This is a genomic window from Anaerostipes sp. CAG:276, from assembly GCF_000432215.1.
GTDB lineage: Bacteria > Bacillota > Clostridia > Lachnospirales > Lachnospiraceae > Anaerostipes > Anaerostipes caccae.
This window is the reverse complement of sequence record NZ_FR889178.1, coordinates 1-20823: the sequence shown is the minus strand read 5'-3', so window position 1 is coordinate 20823 and position 20823 is coordinate 1. Positions and strand designations below refer to the sequence as shown.

13 protein-coding genes are annotated in these 20823 nt (G+C 46.4%); 12 read left to right on the top strand and 1 reads right to left on the bottom strand.

Annotated elements, in window-relative coordinates; genetic code table 11:
• The 8 genes from ftsY to QVP35_RS03290 all read left to right on the top strand — a co-directional run bounded on the left by ftsY (position 1) and on the right by QVP35_RS03290 (position 13076).
• A complete protein-coding gene (ftsY, locus tag QVP35_RS03325; protein ID WP_009290489.1) occupies positions 1–933 on the top strand; it encodes a signal recognition particle-docking protein FtsY in 933 nt (310 codons plus the stop codon).
• Positions 934–2151, top strand: a complete 1218-nt coding sequence (gene ilvA / locus QVP35_RS03320) for a threonine ammonia-lyase (RefSeq protein ID WP_006565846.1) — start codon at positions 934–936, stop codon at positions 2149–2151.
• 404 nt (positions 2152–2555) lie between these two features.
• The gene (gene glgB / locus QVP35_RS03315; protein ID WP_009290490.1) at positions 2556–4856 is read left to right on the top strand and encodes a 1,4-alpha-glucan branching protein GlgB; all 2301 of its coding nucleotides are present in this window, start codon (positions 2556–2558) and stop codon (positions 4854–4856) included.
• 23 nt (positions 4857–4879) lie between these two features.
• A complete protein-coding gene (locus tag QVP35_RS03310) occupies positions 4880–6064 on the top strand; it encodes a glucose-1-phosphate adenylyltransferase (RefSeq protein ID WP_006565843.1) in 1185 nt (394 codons plus the stop codon).
• Between the two features lie 13 nt (positions 6065–6077).
• Positions 6078–7211 carry a glucose-1-phosphate adenylyltransferase subunit GlgD gene (glgD, locus tag QVP35_RS03305; protein ID WP_009290491.1) on the top strand — a complete coding sequence of 378 codons (1134 nt, stop codon included), beginning with the start codon at positions 6078–6080 and terminating at the stop codon, positions 7209–7211.
• On the top strand, positions 7204–8655 hold the full coding sequence (locus QVP35_RS03300) for a glycogen synthase (RefSeq protein ID WP_022260792.1): 1452 nt from the start codon (positions 7204–7206) through the stop codon (positions 8653–8655). The genes glgD and QVP35_RS03300 overlap by 8 nt, the downstream gene beginning before the upstream one ends.
• A gap of 26 nt (positions 8656–8681) precedes the next feature.
• Entirely contained in the window at positions 8682–11135 is a 2454-nt protein-coding gene (locus tag QVP35_RS03295; protein ID WP_006565840.1) for a glycogen/starch/alpha-glucan phosphorylase, read from the top strand.
• Positions 11136–11150: 15 nt separating this feature from the next.
• Positions 11151–13076, top strand: coding sequence for a glycoside hydrolase family 13 protein (locus QVP35_RS03290; RefSeq protein WP_022260791.1), 1926 nt, complete (start codon positions 11151–11153; stop codon positions 13074–13076).
• Here QVP35_RS03290 and QVP35_RS03285 read toward each other — a convergent pair.
• Positions 13071–14705 (bottom strand): Na/Pi cotransporter family protein, encoded by a 1635-nt coding sequence (locus tag QVP35_RS03285; protein ID WP_009290496.1) that lies wholly within the window; start codon positions 14703–14705, stop codon positions 13071–13073. The genes QVP35_RS03290 and QVP35_RS03285 overlap by 6 nt on opposite strands.
• 149 nt (positions 14706–14854) lie before the next feature.
• On the opposite strand from QVP35_RS03285, the gene glf reads away from it, so the two are divergent.
• From glf to mutL, 4 genes are all read left to right on the top strand, one after another.
• Positions 14855–15958 (top strand): UDP-galactopyranose mutase, encoded by a 1104-nt coding sequence (gene glf / locus QVP35_RS03280; protein WP_009290497.1) that lies wholly within the window; start codon positions 14855–14857, stop codon positions 15956–15958.
• 173 nt (positions 15959–16131) lie between these two features.
• Entirely contained in the window at positions 16132–17544 is a 1413-nt protein-coding gene (gene miaB, locus QVP35_RS03275; protein WP_009290498.1) for a tRNA (N6-isopentenyl adenosine(37)-C2)-methylthiotransferase MiaB, read from the top strand.
• A complete protein-coding gene (mutS, locus tag QVP35_RS03270; protein WP_009290499.1) occupies positions 17537–20155 on the top strand; it encodes a DNA mismatch repair protein MutS in 2619 nt (872 codons plus the stop codon). Before miaB ends, mutS begins: the two co-directional genes overlap by 8 nt.
• Positions 20156–20157: 2 nt before the next feature.
• Positions 20158–20823: DNA mismatch repair endonuclease MutL (gene mutL / locus QVP35_RS03265; protein ID WP_288187744.1), on the top strand; the 666-nt coding region annotated here is incomplete at its 3' end.

The following is a 20823-nucleotide window of genomic DNA, read 5'->3' as shown; positions in this document are numbered from 1 at the left end:
ATGGCAGAAAAGAAAGGATTCTTCAGCAGACTGGCTGCGGGACTTACAAAGACCAGAGATAATATCGCCTCAGGCTTTGACTCTATTTTTAAAGGGTTTTCCAGCATTGACGATGATTTTTATGAAGAATTGGAAGAGATCATGATCATGAGCGACATGGGAATTGATACGACCATGAGCATCATTGAAAATCTGAAAAAGAAAGTAAAAGAAGAGAAGATCAAAGAGCCGGAAGAGTGCCGGCAGGTTCTCATTGATTCCATTAAGGAGCAGATGAAGCTGGGTGAAGAGGCATATGATTTTAAAGATAAAAAGAGCGTTGTGCTGGTCATCGGCGTCAATGGTGTAGGCAAGACTACATCGGTGGGCAAAATGGCATCCCTGCTGAAAGGCGAGGGGAAGAAGGTCATGATGGCGGCGGCGGATACATTCCGCGCGGGTGCTATTGAACAGCTGAAAGAGTGGGCAGGACGCGCCGGTGTAGATATCATCAGCCAGGCAGAAGGGGCGGACCCGGCAGCCGTTGTATACGATGCGGTTTCCGCTGCGAAAGCCAGGAATGTCGATGTGCTTTTGTGTGACACGGCCGGAAGGCTTCACAATAAAAAGAACCTGATGGATGAACTTAAGAAGATCAACCGCATTGTTGAGCGGGAGTACCCGGAAGCGTATAAGGAGACACTCATCGTACTGGACGGCACGACAGGGCAGAATGCTCTTGCACAGGCAAAACAGTTTAAAGAGGCCACAGACATCTCCGGTATTATTCTGACAAAGCTGGATGGTACAGCAAAGGGAGGCATCGCCATAGCAATCCAGGCAGAACTGGGAATTCCGGTAAAATATATCGGAATCGGTGAACAGGTGGATGACCTTCAGCCGTTTGATCCGGATATGTTTGTAAACGCACTGTTTGATAGAGGAGATGAGTAGATGTTAACATTAAACAAATTCGAAAAAGCGTATGACAAAGTACAGGAGATTGTTCTGCCCACAAAACTGATCAAAAGCGATTATTTTTCTGAGCAGACAGGCAACTTCGTTTATTTGAAGCCGGAAAACATGCAGCTGACCGGTGCCTATAAGATCCGGGGGGCATATTACAAGATCAGCACACTGAATGAAGAAGAAAAATCAAAAGGGCTGATCACCGCATCTGCCGGAAACCACGCGCAGGGAGTGGCGCTGGCTGCAAAGAGACAGGGAGTGAAGGCTACCATCGTTATGCCGACCACGACTCCGCTTTTGAAAGTCAACCGCACGAAAGACTTAGGCGCAAAAGTGGTCCTTTGCGGAGATGTCTATGATGAAGCGTGTGAACATGCGCTGAAGCTTGCGCAGGAGAAAGGATTTACATTTGTGCATCCTTTTGATGATCTGGCGGTTGCAACGGGGCAGGGCACCATCGCGATGGATATCTTCAAGGAACTGCCCACTGTGGATTATATTTTAGTTCCGATCGGCGGAGGCGGACTGGCTACCGGAGTTTCTACTCTGGCAAAGCTGTTAAATCCAAAGATCAAAGTCATCGGTGTTGAGCCTGCGGGAGCGGCCTGCATGAAGGCTTCACTGGAGGCCGGAAAAGTTGTATCCTGCGAACATGTAAATACCATCGCTGACGGTACGGCTGTTCAGACCCCGGGGAAAAAGATCTTTCCTTACATACAAAACAACATCGACGACATTATTACGGTAGAAGATGAAGAACTGATTCCGTGCTTTCTGGATCTTTTGGAAAACCATAAGATGCTTGCAGAGAACTCAGGCCTTCTGACCATTGCGGCGCTGAAGCATCTGAAAGCAGAAGGAAAGAAAGTGGTTCCGATCATCAGCGGCGGGAATATGGATGTTATCACAATTGCATCTTTAGTACAGCACGGTCTGATCATCAGGGACAGGATTTTTACGGTTTCCGTATTTCTTCCGGACAAGCCGGGAGAGCTCACAAGAGTTTCAAAAGTCATTTCTCAGGCTCAAGGCAACATTGTAAAATTGGAACACAACCAGTTTGTAAGTATTAATAGAAACAGTGCAGTGGAGCTTACGATCACGATGGAAGCTTTCGGCACGGAGCACAAGAACAAAATCATAAAAGCGCTTCAGGACACCGGTTACAAACCGGAGATCAGAAGCTCAAAAAGTGTATTTTAGCAGTTTTTACAAAGGAAAAAAGAAGTTATCAAAAAAACAGTTTTTGCAGAAGACAGAAACTGTTTTTTTTGCACTTTTTAGCGCATTACAGTGTAACAAAATGTGCAAAATTAAGGTTAACAAAATTAACAAAAAAAGGACGGAAAAAGTGTATTAAATTTTGTACAATTTGTTGTATAAAGTCCCCTTTTTATGTTATAATAGGTTTATGAAACAGATGTCAGCAATTTGATCTTGTAAAGGACAGCATCGGTTACGTTCTTAGCTATTCAGAATTTGATTTTACGTAGATTAGGAAGTGTGATTTTGACCATTTGCAAGGACAAAATGGTGAAATTTGCACTTTTTTTATTAGCTTGTACATATAATACTTAGTATGTATTTGAAGGAGGAGGATTTATCCCATGGAAACAAACATTAGCAAAGAGGACTTATATTTATTTCAGACGGGAAAAGCGCAGAAAGCATATTTAATGTTTGGATGCCATTACTTGAAAGAAGCGGATGCCCACGAGTTTGTGGTATGGGCACCAAATGCCAAGTCTGTCAGTCTGGTCGGAGACTTTAATCAGTGGAATCCGCTTTCACATCCGATGAAGCAGACAGAACCGGGGATTTACTCGATCCAGGTAGAAGGACTGGAAAAAGGGGATTTATATAAATACTACGTGGAAGGCATGGACGGCAAATGCAGATATAAGAGTGATCCATTCGCATTCTATTCAGAGATGAGACCGGATACGGCATCTGTTGTGTGGGATGAGCTGGACGGTTTCTCGTGGAGGGACAAGCGCTATTTAAGCCGCAGAAAGAAAAAACAGGATGTCAGCCAGCCGATGTCTGTTTACGAGATGCACCTGGGCACATGGAAGATGCCGAAAGAGGAAGAGAGGGAGTTTTATAATTACCGTGAGATTGCAGACATGCTTGTTCCATATCTGCAGAAGATGGGGTATACCCATGTAGAACTGATGCCGGTGACAGAATACCCGTATGATCTTTCCTGGGGGTATCAGGTAACCGGATATTATTCAGTGACTTCCCGCTACGGCACACCGGAAGATTTTATGTATTTTATAGATAAGCTCCACCGGGCAGATATCGGTGTGATCTTAGACTGGGTGCCTGCACATTTTCCGAGGGATGAACACGGACTTGCACTGTTTGACGGGTCCCATATTTATGACCACGCAGATCCGAGAAAAGGAAGCCAGCCGGACTGGGGCACACTGCTGTTTAACTATGGAAAACCGGAAGTGCAGAGTTTCCTGATCTCCAGCGCCGTATTTTTTGCGGAGAAATATCACATCGACGGTATCCGGATCGATGCGGTCAGCGCCATGCTGTATCTGGATTTCGGCAAAAAGCCGGGAGAGTTTGTGCCAAATGAAGACGGCACCAATATCAATTACGAAGCCGTGGATTTCCTGAAAAATTTAAACCGCACGATGCGTTCTAACTTTGAAGGATTTATCACTGTGGCGGAAGAGTCTACCGCTTTTCCGAAAGTCACAAGCGCTGTTGACGATGAAGAAGGACTTGGATTTACATATAAGTGGAACATGGGATACATGCATGATTCCCTCTATTACATGGAACTGGATTCCCTGTTCCGGAAAGAAAACCATGGAGCCATTGTATTCTCTATGGACTATGCGTACAGTGAAAATTATATCCTGCCATACTCACACGATGAAGTTGTGCACGGTAAAGGTTCCATGATCAACAAAATGTTCGGAGAATACGAGCAGAAGTTTGGGTCACTGAAAACACTGTATGGATTTATGTTTGCTCATCCGGGAAAGAAACTGCTGTTCATGGGCGACGACTTTGCGCAGTTTGTAGAGTGGAGAGACAAGGAAGAGTTAGACTGGTTCCTGATCGATGAATATGAGACACATAAAACCATGAACGATTATGTGGCGAAGTTAAACGAACTTTACTGCAGCGAACCGGCTCTGTACGAACTGGACAACAAACCGGAAGGATTTGAATGGCTGCTGCAGAGAGATGCAGATCACAGCATTGTAGCATTCATCAGAAAATCTAAAAAGCGCAGAGGAAAACCTCAGGAGCAGATTGTATGTATCTTTAACTTTACTCCGGTAGAGTGGGATAAGTATCATATCCCGATGCCGAAAGACGGAAAGCTTACAAAGATTCTGGATACCGGGGAGAAGGCTTACGGAGGATCCGGAGAGGTCAGCCAAAAGTCGGCGAAAGTCCGGAAAAAGAAGATCAAAGGAAAGAGAAACGCCTACGAGCATTATGCGGTCATCACCTTAAAACCACTCAGTGCTGTTATGTATAGATATACGCTGGAGGACACTCCAGCCAAGAAGAAGGCGGAACCAAAGAAGACAGAAGCAAAGAAGCCGTCACCGAAAGCAGCCGGGACTGCAAAAGCGGAAGCTGTAAAGACACCGGTGAAAAAAGAAGTTTCTGTAGTTACAGAACCGGCATCGGCAGCAGAGACAACCCTGAAGACAGCAGAAGTTCAGGCGAAAAAGGAGACTCCAAAAGCTGCCGGACCGGCAGCAGGGAAGAAAGCTGAAAAACCGGAAGCAAAAAAAGAACAGACAACAAAAGATATACAAAAACCTAAAAAGAAGGAGGCCGAAAAAGAAACAAAGCAGCAGACCGAAGATTCTACTAAAAAGAAAACAGCAGCGAAGAGTGCAGATAAAAAAGAAGAAACAAAATAGGCATTGTGAGAAGGAGGAAAACTATGATTACAAAAAAAGAGTGTGTAGCAATGTTGCTGGCAGGCGGCCAGGGAAGCCGATTATTCGCGTTGACCCAGAAGAAGGCGAAGCCTGCTGTTCCCTACGGCGGTAAATATAAGATTATAGATTTCCCGTTATCCAACTGTGCGAATTCAGGAATCGACACCGTGGGTGTCCTGACTCAGTATGAACCCCTAGAGCTTAATTCCTATATCGGAACCGGAGGGTTCTGGGATTTAGACAATATGAACGGAGGAGCCTTTGTTCTTCCGCCGTATGTGAGAGGCGAGCAGGGAAACTGGTACCGCGGAACTGCCGATGCCATTTATCAGAATATCAATTTCATTGACAATTATGATCCGGACCACATCATTGTATTGTCCGGTGACCAGATCTGCTGTATGGATTATCAGAAGATGCTGAATTACCATAAGAAGAAAGGCGCTGACTGTACGATCTCTGTGCTGGAAGTCACACTGGAGGAAGCGAAGCGTTTTGGGATCATGAACACCGATGAGGACAACAGGATCGAGGAGTTCGAAGAAAAACCGGCTCACCCTAAGAGCACGAAAGCATCTATGGGTATTTACGTGTTCAAATGGAAACTGATCCGCCAGTACCTGATCGATGATGCAAATGATCCGGATTCAGAACACGATTTCGGCAAAAACATCATTCCGAGAATGCTGGAAGAAGGAAAGAAAATGTATGCATACAGCTTTGACGGATACTGGAGAGATGTGGGAACGATTTCAAGCCTGTGGGAGGCTAACATGGAGCTTCTGGAGGAGAATCCTCAGCTGAATTTAAACGATGACAAGCTGAAAGTCTACACGAGAACTTACGGACTTCCGCCTCATTACATAGCAGAAGGTGCCAGTGTGAAAAAGAGCATCATCGCAGACGGCTCTTTCATCGAGGGGACTGTGGAAAACTGTGTCATTCATTCCGGCGTAAAGATCGGAAAGGGAGCCGTGGTGAAGAACAGTGTCATTATGAAAGATTCCATCGTCCGGGAGAACAGTGAGATCAACAAGGCGATCATTGACGAGGAAGTTGTTGTGGAAGAGGGAAGCAAAGTCGGAGAAGGCAATGAAGTTACTGTCATCGGCTATCACAGTGTGGTGCTTGAGGATGCTGTCGTTGAGGATGGTGCAATGATCTATCCGGAATCTATTTTACACTAGGGAGGTAGAAACTATGGAAAATCAAATGCTTGGACTTATAAATGCAGGAGAAGAAAACAGAAGGCTTCAGGATTTGGTGCGCACCCGAAGCTTATCGGCACTCCCGGTAGGCGGAAGATACCGGACCATAGATTTCCTCCTGAGCAATATGGTCAACTCTGCCATTAAAAATGTCGGAATCATGACAAGATACAATTACAGCTCTCTGATGGATCATGTTGGTTCCGGGAAAGACTGGGGACTCAACAGGAAACGCGGAGGACTTTATACCTTCCCTCCGTATATTTCAGGAAGCGGAAGATCCGGAGAATATGCCAGTGTCATGGATGGGCTGAGGGGAACTTTGGGATTTTTAAAGAAGGCTTCCGAGCCGTATATTCTTCTTGGACGTTCTTATGTGATATTTAATTCTGATTTTAACGACATGCTGGAAAAACACATCGACAGCGGCGCGGATATCTCCATGATGTATTTTGATAACAGTGATGACGCCACGAACTGTGATTATGACGGTGTATACCTGAAACCGGATGAGTCCGGACGCATTACAGATATGTGCTATTCGGAGACAAAGCACCGCTACGGCAAGAAGAGCATGGATGTGTATATTATGAAACGGGAACTCCTGATCGACTTTATCCAGGAGGCAGTATCCCACAACAGAAAACATTTCTTCTTCGACGTACTTATTCCGAATTTTGACTGCCTGTATATTCAGGGATACGAATACAAAGGATATGTAGGCTGCATCACATCTGTGGAGGCTTACTACAATATCAATATGGACTTATTGAAACAAGATGTTCAGAAAGAACTGTTTTTTGGTAAGAATAAAGTGTATACTAGGACGAGTGACAGTGCGCCTGCCCGCTATGGCATCGAGGCGAATATCAGCAACAGTCTGATCAGCAGCGGCTGTGAAGTCGACGGAACCGTAGAAAATTCTATTATCTTCCGCGGATGCCAGATTGAGAAAGGCGCAGTGATCAGAAATTCCATCGTTATGGCGGAAGGATTTATAGGAAAGGGTGCGGACATCAATCATACGATTATGGACCGGCATGTAAAGATCTATTCTAACGCACATTTATCCGGATCCAGACAGCATCCGGTGTTCATACCGAAGGGAGCCAGCGTCAATGAATAAAAGGAATGAGTGTATGATGAACGTACTGATGGTTGCAGCGGAATGTGCTCCCTTTGTGAAGCTGGGCGGCCTTGCCGATGTCATCGGTACTCTGCCCAAGGAGCTCAACAAGCTTCATGCGGATACCAGAGTCATGATGCCGTTCCACCGCCAGATCAAGGATAAGTATGCTGCACAGACAAAGCATATGGCAGATTTTTATATACATTTTGCCGGAAGAGACGTATATGTAGGCGTTGAGGGCTTATTTTTCAACGATGTCACGTATTACTTTATTGACAATGAAGAGTACTTCGGCGATGCGGTTTACCGGGGCGGGGACGCAGAAGGAGAGCAGTACGCATATTTCTGCCGTGCTGTAATCGAAGCTGCCGGAAGGATCGGATTCCTTCCGGATGTGCTTCACTGCAATGACTGGCAGACCGGGCTGATCCCGCTTCTTCTGAAGACTCAGTACAGCCATTGGGAGATTGGGCGTGCCAGGACGATCTTTACAATTCACAACATGATGTATCAGGGTGAGTATGCCTTTGAGGCTTTTCACCACTGGCTGGGTATCGATCCGAGGTATGATACACCGGAATTTATGCATAACTATGAGTGTGCAAGCTTTATGAAAGCAGCCCTCGTATTCGCAGACCGGATCAGTACGGTAAGTCCCACTTATGCACAGGAGATCAAGACTCCTGAGTTTTCATACAGGCTGGAAGGTATTTTGAATGCCAGGGCCTGGGATACATGGGGAATCGTAAACGGCATCAATACAGAAGAATTCGATCCGGAGACAGACCCGTACCTGCAGTATCATTTTAATAAAGATGATCTGACAGGAAAGAAAAAGAATAAAGAAAAACTGATCAGTGATCTGGGACTGAGCATTTCTCCCGGCGTGCTGATCATCGGCATGGTCAGCCGCCTTACCGCACAGAAGGGACTTGATTTAGTCAAGTATATCCTGGATGAGCTGATGTGTACGGAAGATATTGCTTTCGTCGTATTGGGAACAGGTGACCATGATTATGAAGAATTTTTCCGCTTTATGGAGAATAAGTATAAGGGAAGAGTATGCTCATATATCGCATACAACAATGCGGTGGCTCATCAGATCTATGCTGCCAGCGACTTGTTCCTTATGCCTTCTAAATTCGAACCGTGCGGCATCTCACAGATGATCGCACTTCGATACGGAACTCTGCCGATCGTGCGGGAGACCGGAGGGCTTTGTGACACGGTCCAGAGCTACAATGAATTTGAAGAGACAGGAAACGGATTTTCTTTCAGAAATTACAATGCACACGAGATGCTTTCAGTCATTCGTTACGCATTGAATACGCTGCGCAGTCCAAAGCGCAGGAAAGGCTTGATCCAAAGGGCGATGGAGTCTGACAACAGTTTTGCGTCATCAGCCAAAAAATATCTAGAATTATACCAGAGCATTCTTTAGACAACTGGTGAAAGGAGCAACAGAGGATGAAAATTGTAAACAATAACAGTAAGGTGAAGGAGATCATCAGCAATGTTGAGAACAAGCTGAACAACAACTTCGGAACAACATTGGAGGAGGCAACCAGAGATGAGCTTTATAAGGCGGGAGCTGGCTGCATCCGGGATGATATCATGCATCTTTGGACCAAGAGCCGTAAAAAGACAGAGGATCTGGGACTGAAAAAATTATACTATATGTCTGCGGAATTCCTAATGGGAAGAGCATACAGCAACAACCTGATCAATTCCGGGGTTTTCAGGGACTATAAAGAGGCCTTCGAAAAAATGGGCATTGACTTTGACGATATTTTGGATGAAGAGAGCGATCCGGGGCTTGGTAACGGAGGACTTGGACGTCTGGCCGCATGCTTCCTGGATTCTTTGTCCACCTTAAATCTGCCGGCGATCGGATGCGGCATCCGTTATGAATACGGGCTGTTCCAGCAGAAGATCATCGACGGAAGTCAGGTAGAGGTAGAAGACGACTGGCTGAGAGACGGTTTCGTGTGGGAAGTAGAACGCCCGGAACTGACGATGGAAGTCCGCTTTAACGGAGAGATCAGGGAAAACTGGACAGAGGACGGCTTAAAGATCGAGCACTATAATTATCACACAGTGCTGGCAGTACCGTACGATGTGCCGGTTATGGGATATAAGACCAATGCCCCGGCTACATTGAGACTCTGGAGTGCAAAGAGCAAGCAGAACTTTGACCTTCATTCTTTTAATGAGGGAAGATATGAGAAGGCTTCTGCGGATTCAGAGTTTGCGGAAGTAATCTCAAAGGTTCTCTATCCTGCGGATGACCATATGCAGGGAAAACTGCTCAGATTAAAGCAGTTTTATTTCCTGACATCTGCCACTATGCAGCTTATGGTGAAACACCACAAGGGAAAAAGAGGAGATCTCCATACTCTTCCTGAGTATGCGGCTGTCCAGATCAACGATACTCACCCGACCCTTGCAATCCCTGAATTAATGAGAATTCTCATGGATGAAGAAGGCTTCGGATGGGAAGAAGCAGAGGACATCGTAAGCCAGATCTTTAACTATACGAACCATACGATCATGGCCGAGGCTTTGGAGTGCTGGGATGAAAACATGTTTAAGCTTCTTCTGCCGAGAATTTATCAGATCATCTGTGTTATGAACCAGAAGTACTGTGAGCGTCTGAGAACTTATTATCCGAATGATGAGGCCAAGATTGCTTATATGGCGATCATCGGAAATAACCAGATCCGCATGGCAAACCTTTGTGTTGCCGTCTGCCACAGGGTGAACGGAGTTTCCCAGCTTCACGGAGACATATTAAAGACGAATCTGTTCCACGATTCATACAATATTTATCCTCAAAAATTCCTTGCAATTACCAACGGCATTACACACAGAAGATGGCTTGCTCTGGCAAATCCGGAACTGTGTGATCTGATTCAGGATAATGTCAGGGGAGACCTGCTCGGTGACTACCGTCTGTTTGAAAAGATCATGCCGATGGCTGACGACGCGGAATTCTGCAGGAAATATGATGCTATTAAACAGCGCAATAAGAGAAGGCTTGCCAAGTATCTGAAACAGAAACAGGGAATAGAGATTAATCCGGATTCTCTGATCGATGTGCAGTGCAAACGGCTTCATGAGTACAAGAGACAGCTGCTAAAATGCCTGCATATTATTTATCTGTACAAACAGGTGAAGAAAAATCCTGATTTCTTAAGCAAGCCGATCACCTTTATTTTCGGGGCAAAAGCGGCTCCGGGATATCAGAGGGCAAAGGAGATCATCCGTCTGATCAACTCCATCGGAGACATGGTCAACAATGATCCTGCGACGAAGGATAAGATGCAGGTTGTATTTGTAGAAAACTACTCGGTGTCTGTGGCTGAAGTGCTGATACCGGCGGCTGACATCAGCGAACAGCTTTCAACGGCCGGACTGGAAGCATCAGGAACCGGAAACATGAAGTTTATGATGAACGGTGCGCTGACTCTTGGAACTATGGACGGAGCTAATGTGGAAATTTTTGAGCAGGTAGGCAAAGAAAATATCTTTATTTTTGGGGCCACTGTGGATGAGATCAATTCCATGAAACAGTACCGGACGTACAATCCGGGAACCATTTTTGAACAAAACCCAATGATCCGTGAGGTGTGCAACTGTCTGATCGCGGGAGAACTTCCGAGATACGGAAAGAGAAAATATTCTGATATTTATCAGTCTCTGCTGTTTGGAGAACATAATATTCCGGATCAGTATTTTGTCCTGTATGATCTGCCTTCTTATGTGGAAGAATTTGAGAAGGTATACGACATGTATATCAATCACCACGATGAATGGGTAAAGAAAGCGGTGATCAATACCGCTAAATCCGGATTTTTCTCTTCCGACAGAACGATTGAAGAGTACAATGAAAAAATCTGGAATTTACCAACATACAAATAGGCAAGGTGAGAGAACATGATCCATAATGCATCAATTGAGCAGTACAGAGAACCTGTTGGGGCTGTCACAAAAGGCGAAGAGGTAAAACTTCGCCTTTTTGCCTTGGAGGGAACTGCTGTCACTGTGGAACTGGTCTTATATTCGGAAGATTACCATAAGACCTTTTCAATGAGAGAGAAAAAGGGTTTCTATGAATGTATCATAGAGATGCCGGAAAAAGCGTGTATCCTGTGGTATTATTTCAGGATCACAGAGGGAAATTACACGTACTATTACGGAGCAAGGCCGGGACGGACCTGCGGGGAAGGAATTCGGGTAGAAGAAGATGTCCGGGGCTTTCAGATAACGGTTTACGAAAGAGGGTTTGAGACGCCTAGATGGCTTTCAAAAGGCATTATGTATCAGATATTCCCGGACCGGTTCTGCCGGGGAGACAGGCAGAATACCGTGCGGGGGGAAGCATACCACAGAAAAATGGGCCGTGATATTTATGTGCACAAAAGCTGGGAGGAACGCCCGCTTTTCGGACCGATGGAGGGAAAAGAATTCTATGATCCCTGTGATTTCTTCGGGGGAGATCTGGAAGGCATCAAGAAGCGGCTGGATGAACTGAAAAAGCTTGGGGTTACATGCATTTATCTGAATCCGATCGTCGAGTCAAGCTCCAATCACCGCTACAATACGGGAGATTATAAAAAGGTAGATCCGTTCCTTGGGGACAACGAAGACTTCAGAGAATTATGCGAGGTTGCCAGGAGAAAAGGAATCCATATTATTCTGGACGGGGTTTTCTCCCACACGGGAGCAGACAGCCTGTATTTCAATAAAAATGGGAATTATAAAAGTGTAGGCGCATACCAGAGCCAGGATTCACCGTATTATGACTGGTATTCTTTTGACAGCAGGGGCGATTACAAGAGCTGGTGGGGCTTTCGGAGTCTGCCGGAAGTCAATGAGCTGGATGAGCGCTTTCTGTCTTATATTATCACGGGAAGGAATTCTGTGTTAAAGCACTGGTTTAACCTGGGGGCATCGGGATTCCGGCTGGATGTGGCGGATGAGCTTCCGGATGAATTTATTTTCCTGATGCGTAAAACGATGAAAAAAATGTTTAAGAACTATGCCCTGATCGGGGAAGTGTGGGAAGATGTGACCACCAAGGAAAGTTACGGGGTCAAGAGAAAATATGCTCTCGGCAGGGGGCTTGACAGCACTATGAATTATCCGTTTAAGGTAAACTGTGTCAACTTTTTGCTTGGAAATGAAGATGCGTATGCTATGCAGCAGTTTTTGCTGGGGCAGCAGTGTAATTATCCAAAGCCGTTTTATTACAGCGTAATGAATCTGCTCTCGTCCCACGACATCCCAAGAATCCGGACGACACTGGCTTCAGGCATGAATGAAATGCTGCCGTCCAGGGAAAACCAGATCGACTATGTAGTCACATCAGAAAATGACCGCAGGGGAGCCGTGCTCTCCAGGCTGGCATTCGCGATTCAGTTTTTCATTCCGGGAATTCCTTCGATTTATTATGGGGATGAATATGGGATGAACGGCCTGATGGACCCGTTTAACCGGGGGCCTTATTTTAAACATGATACGAAAATTTATGAAGAATTGAAGACGGTTTCGGTGTTCAGGAGCAGGGAAAAAATCCTTCAGACAGGATACGCGCTGTATATCGGCGCATCAAAAAATGTTCTGGCTATCCTTCGCTTTGCCGCTGGGAATAAAGATATATTCGGAGAACCGTGCGGACAGGGGGCCTATCTTCTGCTTGTAAATCCGGGAGATGAGGAAGAAGAGATAGAATTTGACATCGCGGATCACAAGGAAGGGGTGCCTGAGGAAGAACACAGGCGTCTCATCAGGATGCTTGGCAACACCCGTGTCCACACAAAGATACAAAAATCAGACTATAAGATCATGCGTCTGTCATGATTCCGTCAGCAGCTCTTCGTCTGCATGATCCATGACAGAGAATGCAACATTTGTCCCGTGATCAGCGATCCGTTCAAGGGATGAAAGCATATCAGAAAATAACAGACCGGCCCGGGGCTCACAGATGCCCTGGGCCATTCTGTTCAGATGGCGTTTTTGATAGCGGCGTTCCATGGCGTCTATGGCCTGTTCGTGTTTATAAAAGTCGGGGATCATCTCTTTTTTGTGCTCTTTAAAGATTACCACGGCGTCTTTCAGGAGGGCAGATACAGCGTTGTACATATTGACAAGTTCGCGCTTCGCATCTTTGCTCAGACGGGAATTGTGGTCAGCCGCTGAGCGGGCACTGTCGGCGAAATTTTCGGCAAGGTCGCCGATGCGTTCGATGTCGCCGACGGCATAGAACATGCTGCCGAGGATCTCGCGGTCACCTACGGGCAGTTCCTGAAGATTGGAATTGACGAGAAAGTCGGTGATTTTCTGGCTCAGACTGTCTATCTCCTCCTCTCTCTGGTAAATCTCTCCCAAATGTTTTGTACTGCAGTTTAAAAATGCGTGGAAAGCCAGTTCCAGATTCTTGTTCGCAAGCTCTGCCATACGGGAAATTTCCTGCCGGACCTGAGGAATTGCGGAGATCGGAGATCGGTACTCACCGATGAAGTTAAGATCGGAGCGGGCAGGCTTTGCTTCGTCTCCGGGGACAATCTTTTCTGCCAGTTTGACAATCAGCCCTGTACTCGGAAACATGATCAGGACTTCGAAGATTTTGAAAAATGTATGAGCGTTGGCAACGCTGCGGCCTACATTCCCCCTTGATATATGTAAGATAGTCTCGGTGATCGGGCCGAGGAATAAGCTGAGCATTGTAAAAATTGCGGCGCTTCCGAAGACGTTAAATAAAAAGTGAATCACTGCCGCTCGTTTTGCGTTTTTCTTGCCGCTTAAACTGGCAAGGAGTGCAGATACACAGGAACCCATGTTACAGCCCAGAATGATGAAAAAACAGATGGAGAGTCCCAGCAGTCCCTGGGAAGCCATCAAAAGTACAATGCTGACCGTTACAGAAGAACTCTGGAGTACGGCGGTGATAACAAAGCCGATCAATACAGCGGCAAAATGGTTGTCCAGTCCGGAAAGGGCCTGCATGACAGCAGGTGAGTCCTTGAGGAATGACATTGTTGATGACATGGTGGTAAGGCCGGTGAAAAGCACACCGAATCCCAGGACAACTTCCCCTGCCTTTTTAATCCTTGGGTTTTGTACAAACATGACCATGATCACGCCGGACATTAAAAAAACAGGTGCTGCATCTGAGAGATTAAATGCTACCAGCTGGGAAGTCACAGTTGTTCCGATGTTGGCACCGAGAATCACGCCCGCTGCCTGTGACAGATTCATAAGGCCTGCGTTTACGAAGCTTACGACCATAACCGTGGAGGCACTGGACGACTGAATGATGGCTGTGAAGAAGATGCCTACCAGCATCCCCGAAAATCGGTTGGCCGTGAAAAACTCCAGGATCCCTCTCAGCCTGGCACCGGCGGCTTTCTCAAGACCGTCACTCATCAATTTCATTCCGTACAAAAATAGTCCCAGGCCGCCGGCCATCGGTAATAGAAAAGAACTCATTGCTGCCTCCTTGGTTTATATAAAATTTAACATAGATTTTACAAATAAGTTACTTCTATTTTACTTTAAAATAAGCAAAGAGACAAGAAAAACAGATTGTCATTTTTCATTGTACAAGGTATAATGAACCAAATATAAGGAGGAAGTTTATGAAGCATTATGATTATATTTTAGTGGGCGGAGGACTTTTTAACGGAGTCGTGGCCAGAGAAGCAGGAAAACAGGGGAAATCGTGTCTGGTTGTGGAAAAAAGAGACGCCCTGGGAGGAAATATCATGTGCAGAGATGTGGAAGGAATCCTGGTCCATGAGTATGGAGCACACATTTTCCACACGAGCAATGAGGAAGTATGGAAGTATGTGACCTCGCTGGCAGAATTCAACCATTATATCAACTGTCCGGTAGCCAACTATCACGGTGAGACATATAATCTTCCTTTTAATATGAATACCTTCAGCAAGATGTGGGGAATTACATTTCCTGCTGAGGCAAAAGAGATCATAGAATCCCAAAAACAGAAGGTGGAGGGAGAGCCTTCAAATCTGGAAGAACAGGCCATCAGTCTGGTGGGCACAGACATATATGAGAAACTCATCAAAGGGTATACGGAAAAACAGTGGGGAAGAGACTGTAAGGACCTGCCCGCATCGATCATCAAGAGAATTCCTGTCCGGTACATCTACGACAACAATTATTTTAATGATCCGCATCAGGGAATACCGAAAGAAGGATACAACAAGCTGATTGGGAAGCTGTATGAAGGCTGTGACGTGATGCTCTCCACAGATTATCTGGAAAAGAGAGAGGAACTGGAATGCATGGGGGACAAGGTCATCTACACCGGAACGATCGATTCTTACTATGGATATTGTTTTGGAAAACTGGCCTACCGCAGTCTCAGATTTGAACACGAACTGCTGGAAGAAGAAAATCATCAGGGCGTGGCAGTCATGAACTATACGGACCGGGAGACGCCGTACACGAGAAAGATCGAACACAAGCACTTTGCATTCGGAAAACAGGAAAAAACCGTAGTCACGAAAGAATATCCGGCAGAGTGGGAAGACGGGATGGAACCTTACTACCCGGTCAACGATGAGGAAAACAACCGGTTGTTTGAAAAATACCGCGAGCTGTCCAAAAAGGAAGAAAAAGTTTTGTTCGGAGGAAGACTCGGGGAGTACAAATACTACGATATGGATAAAGTCATCGAGTCTGCTCTGCGGTTTACGAAGGATACACTGCATCTGTGATACTTTTGTGTATATTCTGCCGGGATTAACAGAGAAAATTAAAAAAGGCCGTTTGGAATTTTTTTCAGAATTCTGAACGGTCATTTTTTTGTCCAAGGGGGTTTGCACGATTTTTTAAATCTTGTTATAATAAACTCTATATGCCATGAAATGAAAAAGAATGGAGAATACCAATGCAGATATATAATAACGAAGCACAGAAACAGTATTCCTACATGGAAGAAATGAAAGAGTGGGTGAAGGTACAGGAGGAACGCCTTGGAAGGCCTCTTACCTGTCATATCACCACCTTTGGCTGCCAGATGAATGAGAAAGATTCAGAAAAACTTCTGGGAGTGTTGGAGACCATCGGTTACCGGCAGACAGATACAGAATATGCGGACCTGGTGCTCTTTAATACGTGTACCGTGAGGGAGAATGCAAATACGAAACTTTACGGTCACCTGGGTCATGTAAAGAAAGCAAAAGAACAGAATCCTGAAATGATCATCGGCCTCTGCGGCTGTATGATGCAGGAAGAACAGGTCGTGGAAAAGATCAGGAAAAGCTATCCGTTTGTGGATCTTATATTCGGGACCCACAACATTTTTAAGCTGGCGGAGCTCCTGAAAGCAAGAGCAGATTCCGGAGGAATGATCGTGGATATCTGGAAGGACACGGATCAGATCGTCGAGGACCTCCCGAGCGACCGGAAGTTTTCTTTTAAATGCGGCGTCAATATCATGTTTGGGTGCAATAACTTCTGCAGTTACTGTATCGTCCCCTATGTGCGGGGCCGGGAGCGCAGCCGGAAGCCGGAGGACATCATAAGGGAGATTGAAGGCCTGGTACAGGAAGGAGTCCGGGAAGTGATGCTGCTCGGGCAAAATGTAAATTCCTACGGGAAAAATCTCGATGAGCCGGTGAGCTTTGCGCAGCTTTTACAGAAGATTGAACAGATCGAAGGGCTTGCCCGCATCCGGTTTATGACGCCTCATCCCAAAGATCTCTCTGATGAACTGATCGAAGTGATGGCTTCTTCGAAGAAGATATGCCGTCACATGCATCTGCCGGTACAGTCCGGAAGCAGCAGAATCTTAAAGAAAATGAACCGGCATTACACAAAGGAAAGCTATCTTGCGCTGGCGGAGAAGATCAAAGAGAAAATTCCGGGGATCGCGATGACCACAGACATTATTGTAGGATTTCCCGGGGAGACGGAAGAAGACTTTGAAGAGACACTGGATGTGGTAAGGAAAGTGAAGTTTGACAGTGCTTATACGTTTGTCTATTCCAAGAGGACGGGGACACCGGCGGCCGCCATGGAAGATCAGGTGGAGCCGGAGGTGGTGAAAAAAAGGTTCAGCCGGCTTCTTGAGGTGATCAAAGAAAGCTCCAAGGACAACAGGAAGGACGGAATCGGGAAAGAGGAGGAGGTCCTTGTAGAAGAGAAAAATACCCACGAGGACGGCATGGTCACCGGCCGGCTTTCCAACAACATCTTAGTACATTTTAAAGGGGACGAGAGCCTCATCGGACAGCTCGTCCGGGTAAAGATTACCGAAGAAAAAGGCTTTTATTATATGGGAGAACAGGTAAATGGCTAAATTAACTCCAATGATGGAACAATATATGGCGATCAAAGAACAGAATCAGGACTGCATTCTGTTTTACAGGCTGGGAGATTTTTATGAGATGTTCTTTGACGATGCACTGACGGCTTCCAGGGAACTGGAGATCACACTGACCGGAAAAAACTGCGGCATGGAAGAACGGGCCCCCATGTGCGGAGTCCCGTTCCATGCGGTGGATTCCTATCTCAATAAACTGGTGGAGAAGGGATATAAAGTTGCGATCTGTGAGCAGGTGGAGGACCCGAAACAGACGAAAGGGATCGTAAAGAGAGAGGTCATCAGGATCGTGACTCCGGGAACAAATATTTCCCAGCAGAGTCTGGAAGACGAGAAAAACAATTATCTCATGTGTATTTTCTGCAGCGACGACAGTTTCGGACTGTCTGTGGTGGATGTGACCACGGGAGATTTTCGTACCACATCCATGGATGAACTCCACAAAGTTGTGGATGAGATCTTTAAGTTCGCCCCTGCCGAGATCATATGCAATGACGCATTTATGATCAGCGGTGTGGACATAGAATTTATAAAAGATAAGCTGGGCGTCTCTGTTTCCAATATTGACCATTATTATTTTGACGAAGAACAGGGGGAGGCCGCCATCAAATCCCAGTTCCATGTGGGTAATTTAAACGGTCTGGGCCTTTCAGACCATCCTATGGGAAAGATTGCCACAGGAGCGCTTCTTTTATATCTGCATGAGACTCAGAAAAATGCGTTAAATCATCTGATGTCCGTATCTCCGTATGAGACGAGTGAATATATGATCATCGACAGTTCCAGCCGGAGGAATCTGGAACTGTGCGAGACGCTGAGGGACAAAAAGAAGAAAGGTTCCCTTCTGGGCGTGCTGGATAAGACGAAAACGGCCATGGGAGCCAGGCTTCTGCGTAGTATGATCGAGCAGCCTCTGATCGACCGTGTAAAGATCGAGGAGAGGTATGATGCGCTGACGTCACTTACCAAACAGGCCATTGCCCGGGAAGAGATCAGGGAATACCTGAATCCGGTCTATGATCTGGAGCGTCTGATGACAAAGGTCAGCTATCAAACAATAAATCCAAGAGATATGATCGCCCTGAAAGTATCACTCCAGTGGCTTCCGCCGATTAAGACGATTCTTGAAGAATGCGGTGACAGCCTGCTGTCCGGCCTCAGGGAAGATTTGGATACGCTGGAGGACGTGGCAGGACTTTTGGAGGATGCCATACTGGAGGAGCCTTCGATCGCAGTCAAAGAAGGGGGCATTATCAAGGATGGTTTTTCTGAACAGATCGATCAGTTAAAGCGCGCCAAGACAGACGGCAAACAGTGGCTGATGCAGCTGGAAGAACGGGAGAGGCGCGCTACCGGAATCAAAACCCTGAAGGTCAAATTCAATAAGGTGTTCGGATATTATCTGGATGTGACCAATTCCTACAAAGACAAGGTGCCGGAACATTACATAAGGAAACAGACGCTCACCAACTCTGAGAGATATACAACGGAGGAGCTGAACAAGCTGGCAGACACGATTCTCGGGGCTGAGGACAGGCTGTGTGCGCTGGAATATGAGACCTTTGCGTCTATCAGGGAAACTCTGGCAGGAGAAATGGAGCGGATCAAGAAAACCGCGGGAGTTATCGCATATCTGGACGTACTCTGCTCCCTTGCCTGTGTGGCAGAACAGAACGGTTATGTGAGACCGAAACTGAACACAAAGGGCCTGATCGATATCAAAGAGGGCCGGCATCCTGTGGTAGAGCAGATGATGTCCAATGATATGTTTATTTCCAATGACACGTATCTGGACAGTAAACGGCACCGGGTTTCCATCATCACCGGGCCCAATATGGCAGGTAAATCGACTTACATGAGACAGTCGGCGCTGATCGTTCTCATGGCCCAGATAGGCTCCTTTGTGCCGGCCCAAAAAGCCAACATCGGCATTGTGGACAGGATCTTTACCCGGGTGGGCGCCTCTGACGATCTTGCCAGCGGACAGAGTACCTTTATGGTGGAGATGAGCGAGGTGGCGAATATTTTAAGGAATGCCACCAAGGACAGCTTGCTGATTTTGGATGAGATCGGCCGGGGCACCAGCACTTATGACGGTCTGAGCATTGCATGGGCCGTGGTGGAGTACATCAGCAATCCTAAGCTTTTAGGTGCCAAGACTCTGTTTGCCACCCATTACCATGAACTCACGGAGCTGGAGGGCAAAATCGGCAGTGTCAATAACTACTGCATCGCCGTAAAAGAACAGGGTGACAACATTGTATTTTTAAGAAAGATTGTGAAAGGCGGAGCAGATAAAAGCTATGGCATTCAGGTCGCCAAACTTGCAGGAGTACCGGATATGGTCATTCAGAGGGCAAAAGAGATCGTGTCGGAGTTAAGCGACAGTGATATTGTTTCCCAGGCACAGAAAATTCAGGTGAGCAGTGAGCCCCAGCAGCTTTCCCTGTTTGCAAATGACAGTGAGCCGATGATGGAGCACCCGTTTATGGCGGAGATTCGGAAAAAGGATCTGTCTTCCATGACACCGCTGGAAGCGTTAAACTATTTGTATATTCTGCAGAACAGGCTTAGAGAAGAGGAATAGTTATGGCAGAAATTCAGTTATTGGATCAGAAGACAATCGACAATATTGCGGCCGGGGAAGTGATCGAGAGGCCGGCTTCCGTGGTCAAGGAGCTGGTGGAAAATGCGATCGATGCAAAAGCCACAGCGGTTACCGTTGAGATCAGAGACGGCGGCATGACTCTTATGAGGGTGACGGACAACGGGTGCGGTATTCCGAAAGAGGAAGTGAGGACCGCGTTTCTGCGCCACGCGACGAGCAAGATACGCACCGTGGAGGACCTGGTATCCGTCTCATCCCTGGGATTCCGCGGAGAGGCACTCTCAAGCATCAGCGCGGTCGGACAGGTGGAAGTCATCACCAAAACCGCGGGGGCTTTTTCCGGAGTTTCTTATAAGATTTTTGGCGGAGAAGAACAGGGACTTGATGAGATCGGCGCTCCGGACGGGACGACATTTCTTGTGCGCAATCTGTTTTACAATACGCCGGCCAGACGGAAATTTCTGAAAAGTCCGGTGACCGAGGCGGGATACGTAGAACAGATTATGGTGCATATGGCATTGAGCCACCCGGATATTGCGTTTAAATTTATTCATAACAGCAAGAATAAGATGTATACGTCGGGAAATGGAAATGTAAAAGATATCATTTACCATTTATATGGCAGAGATGTGGCGGGAGCTCTCCTG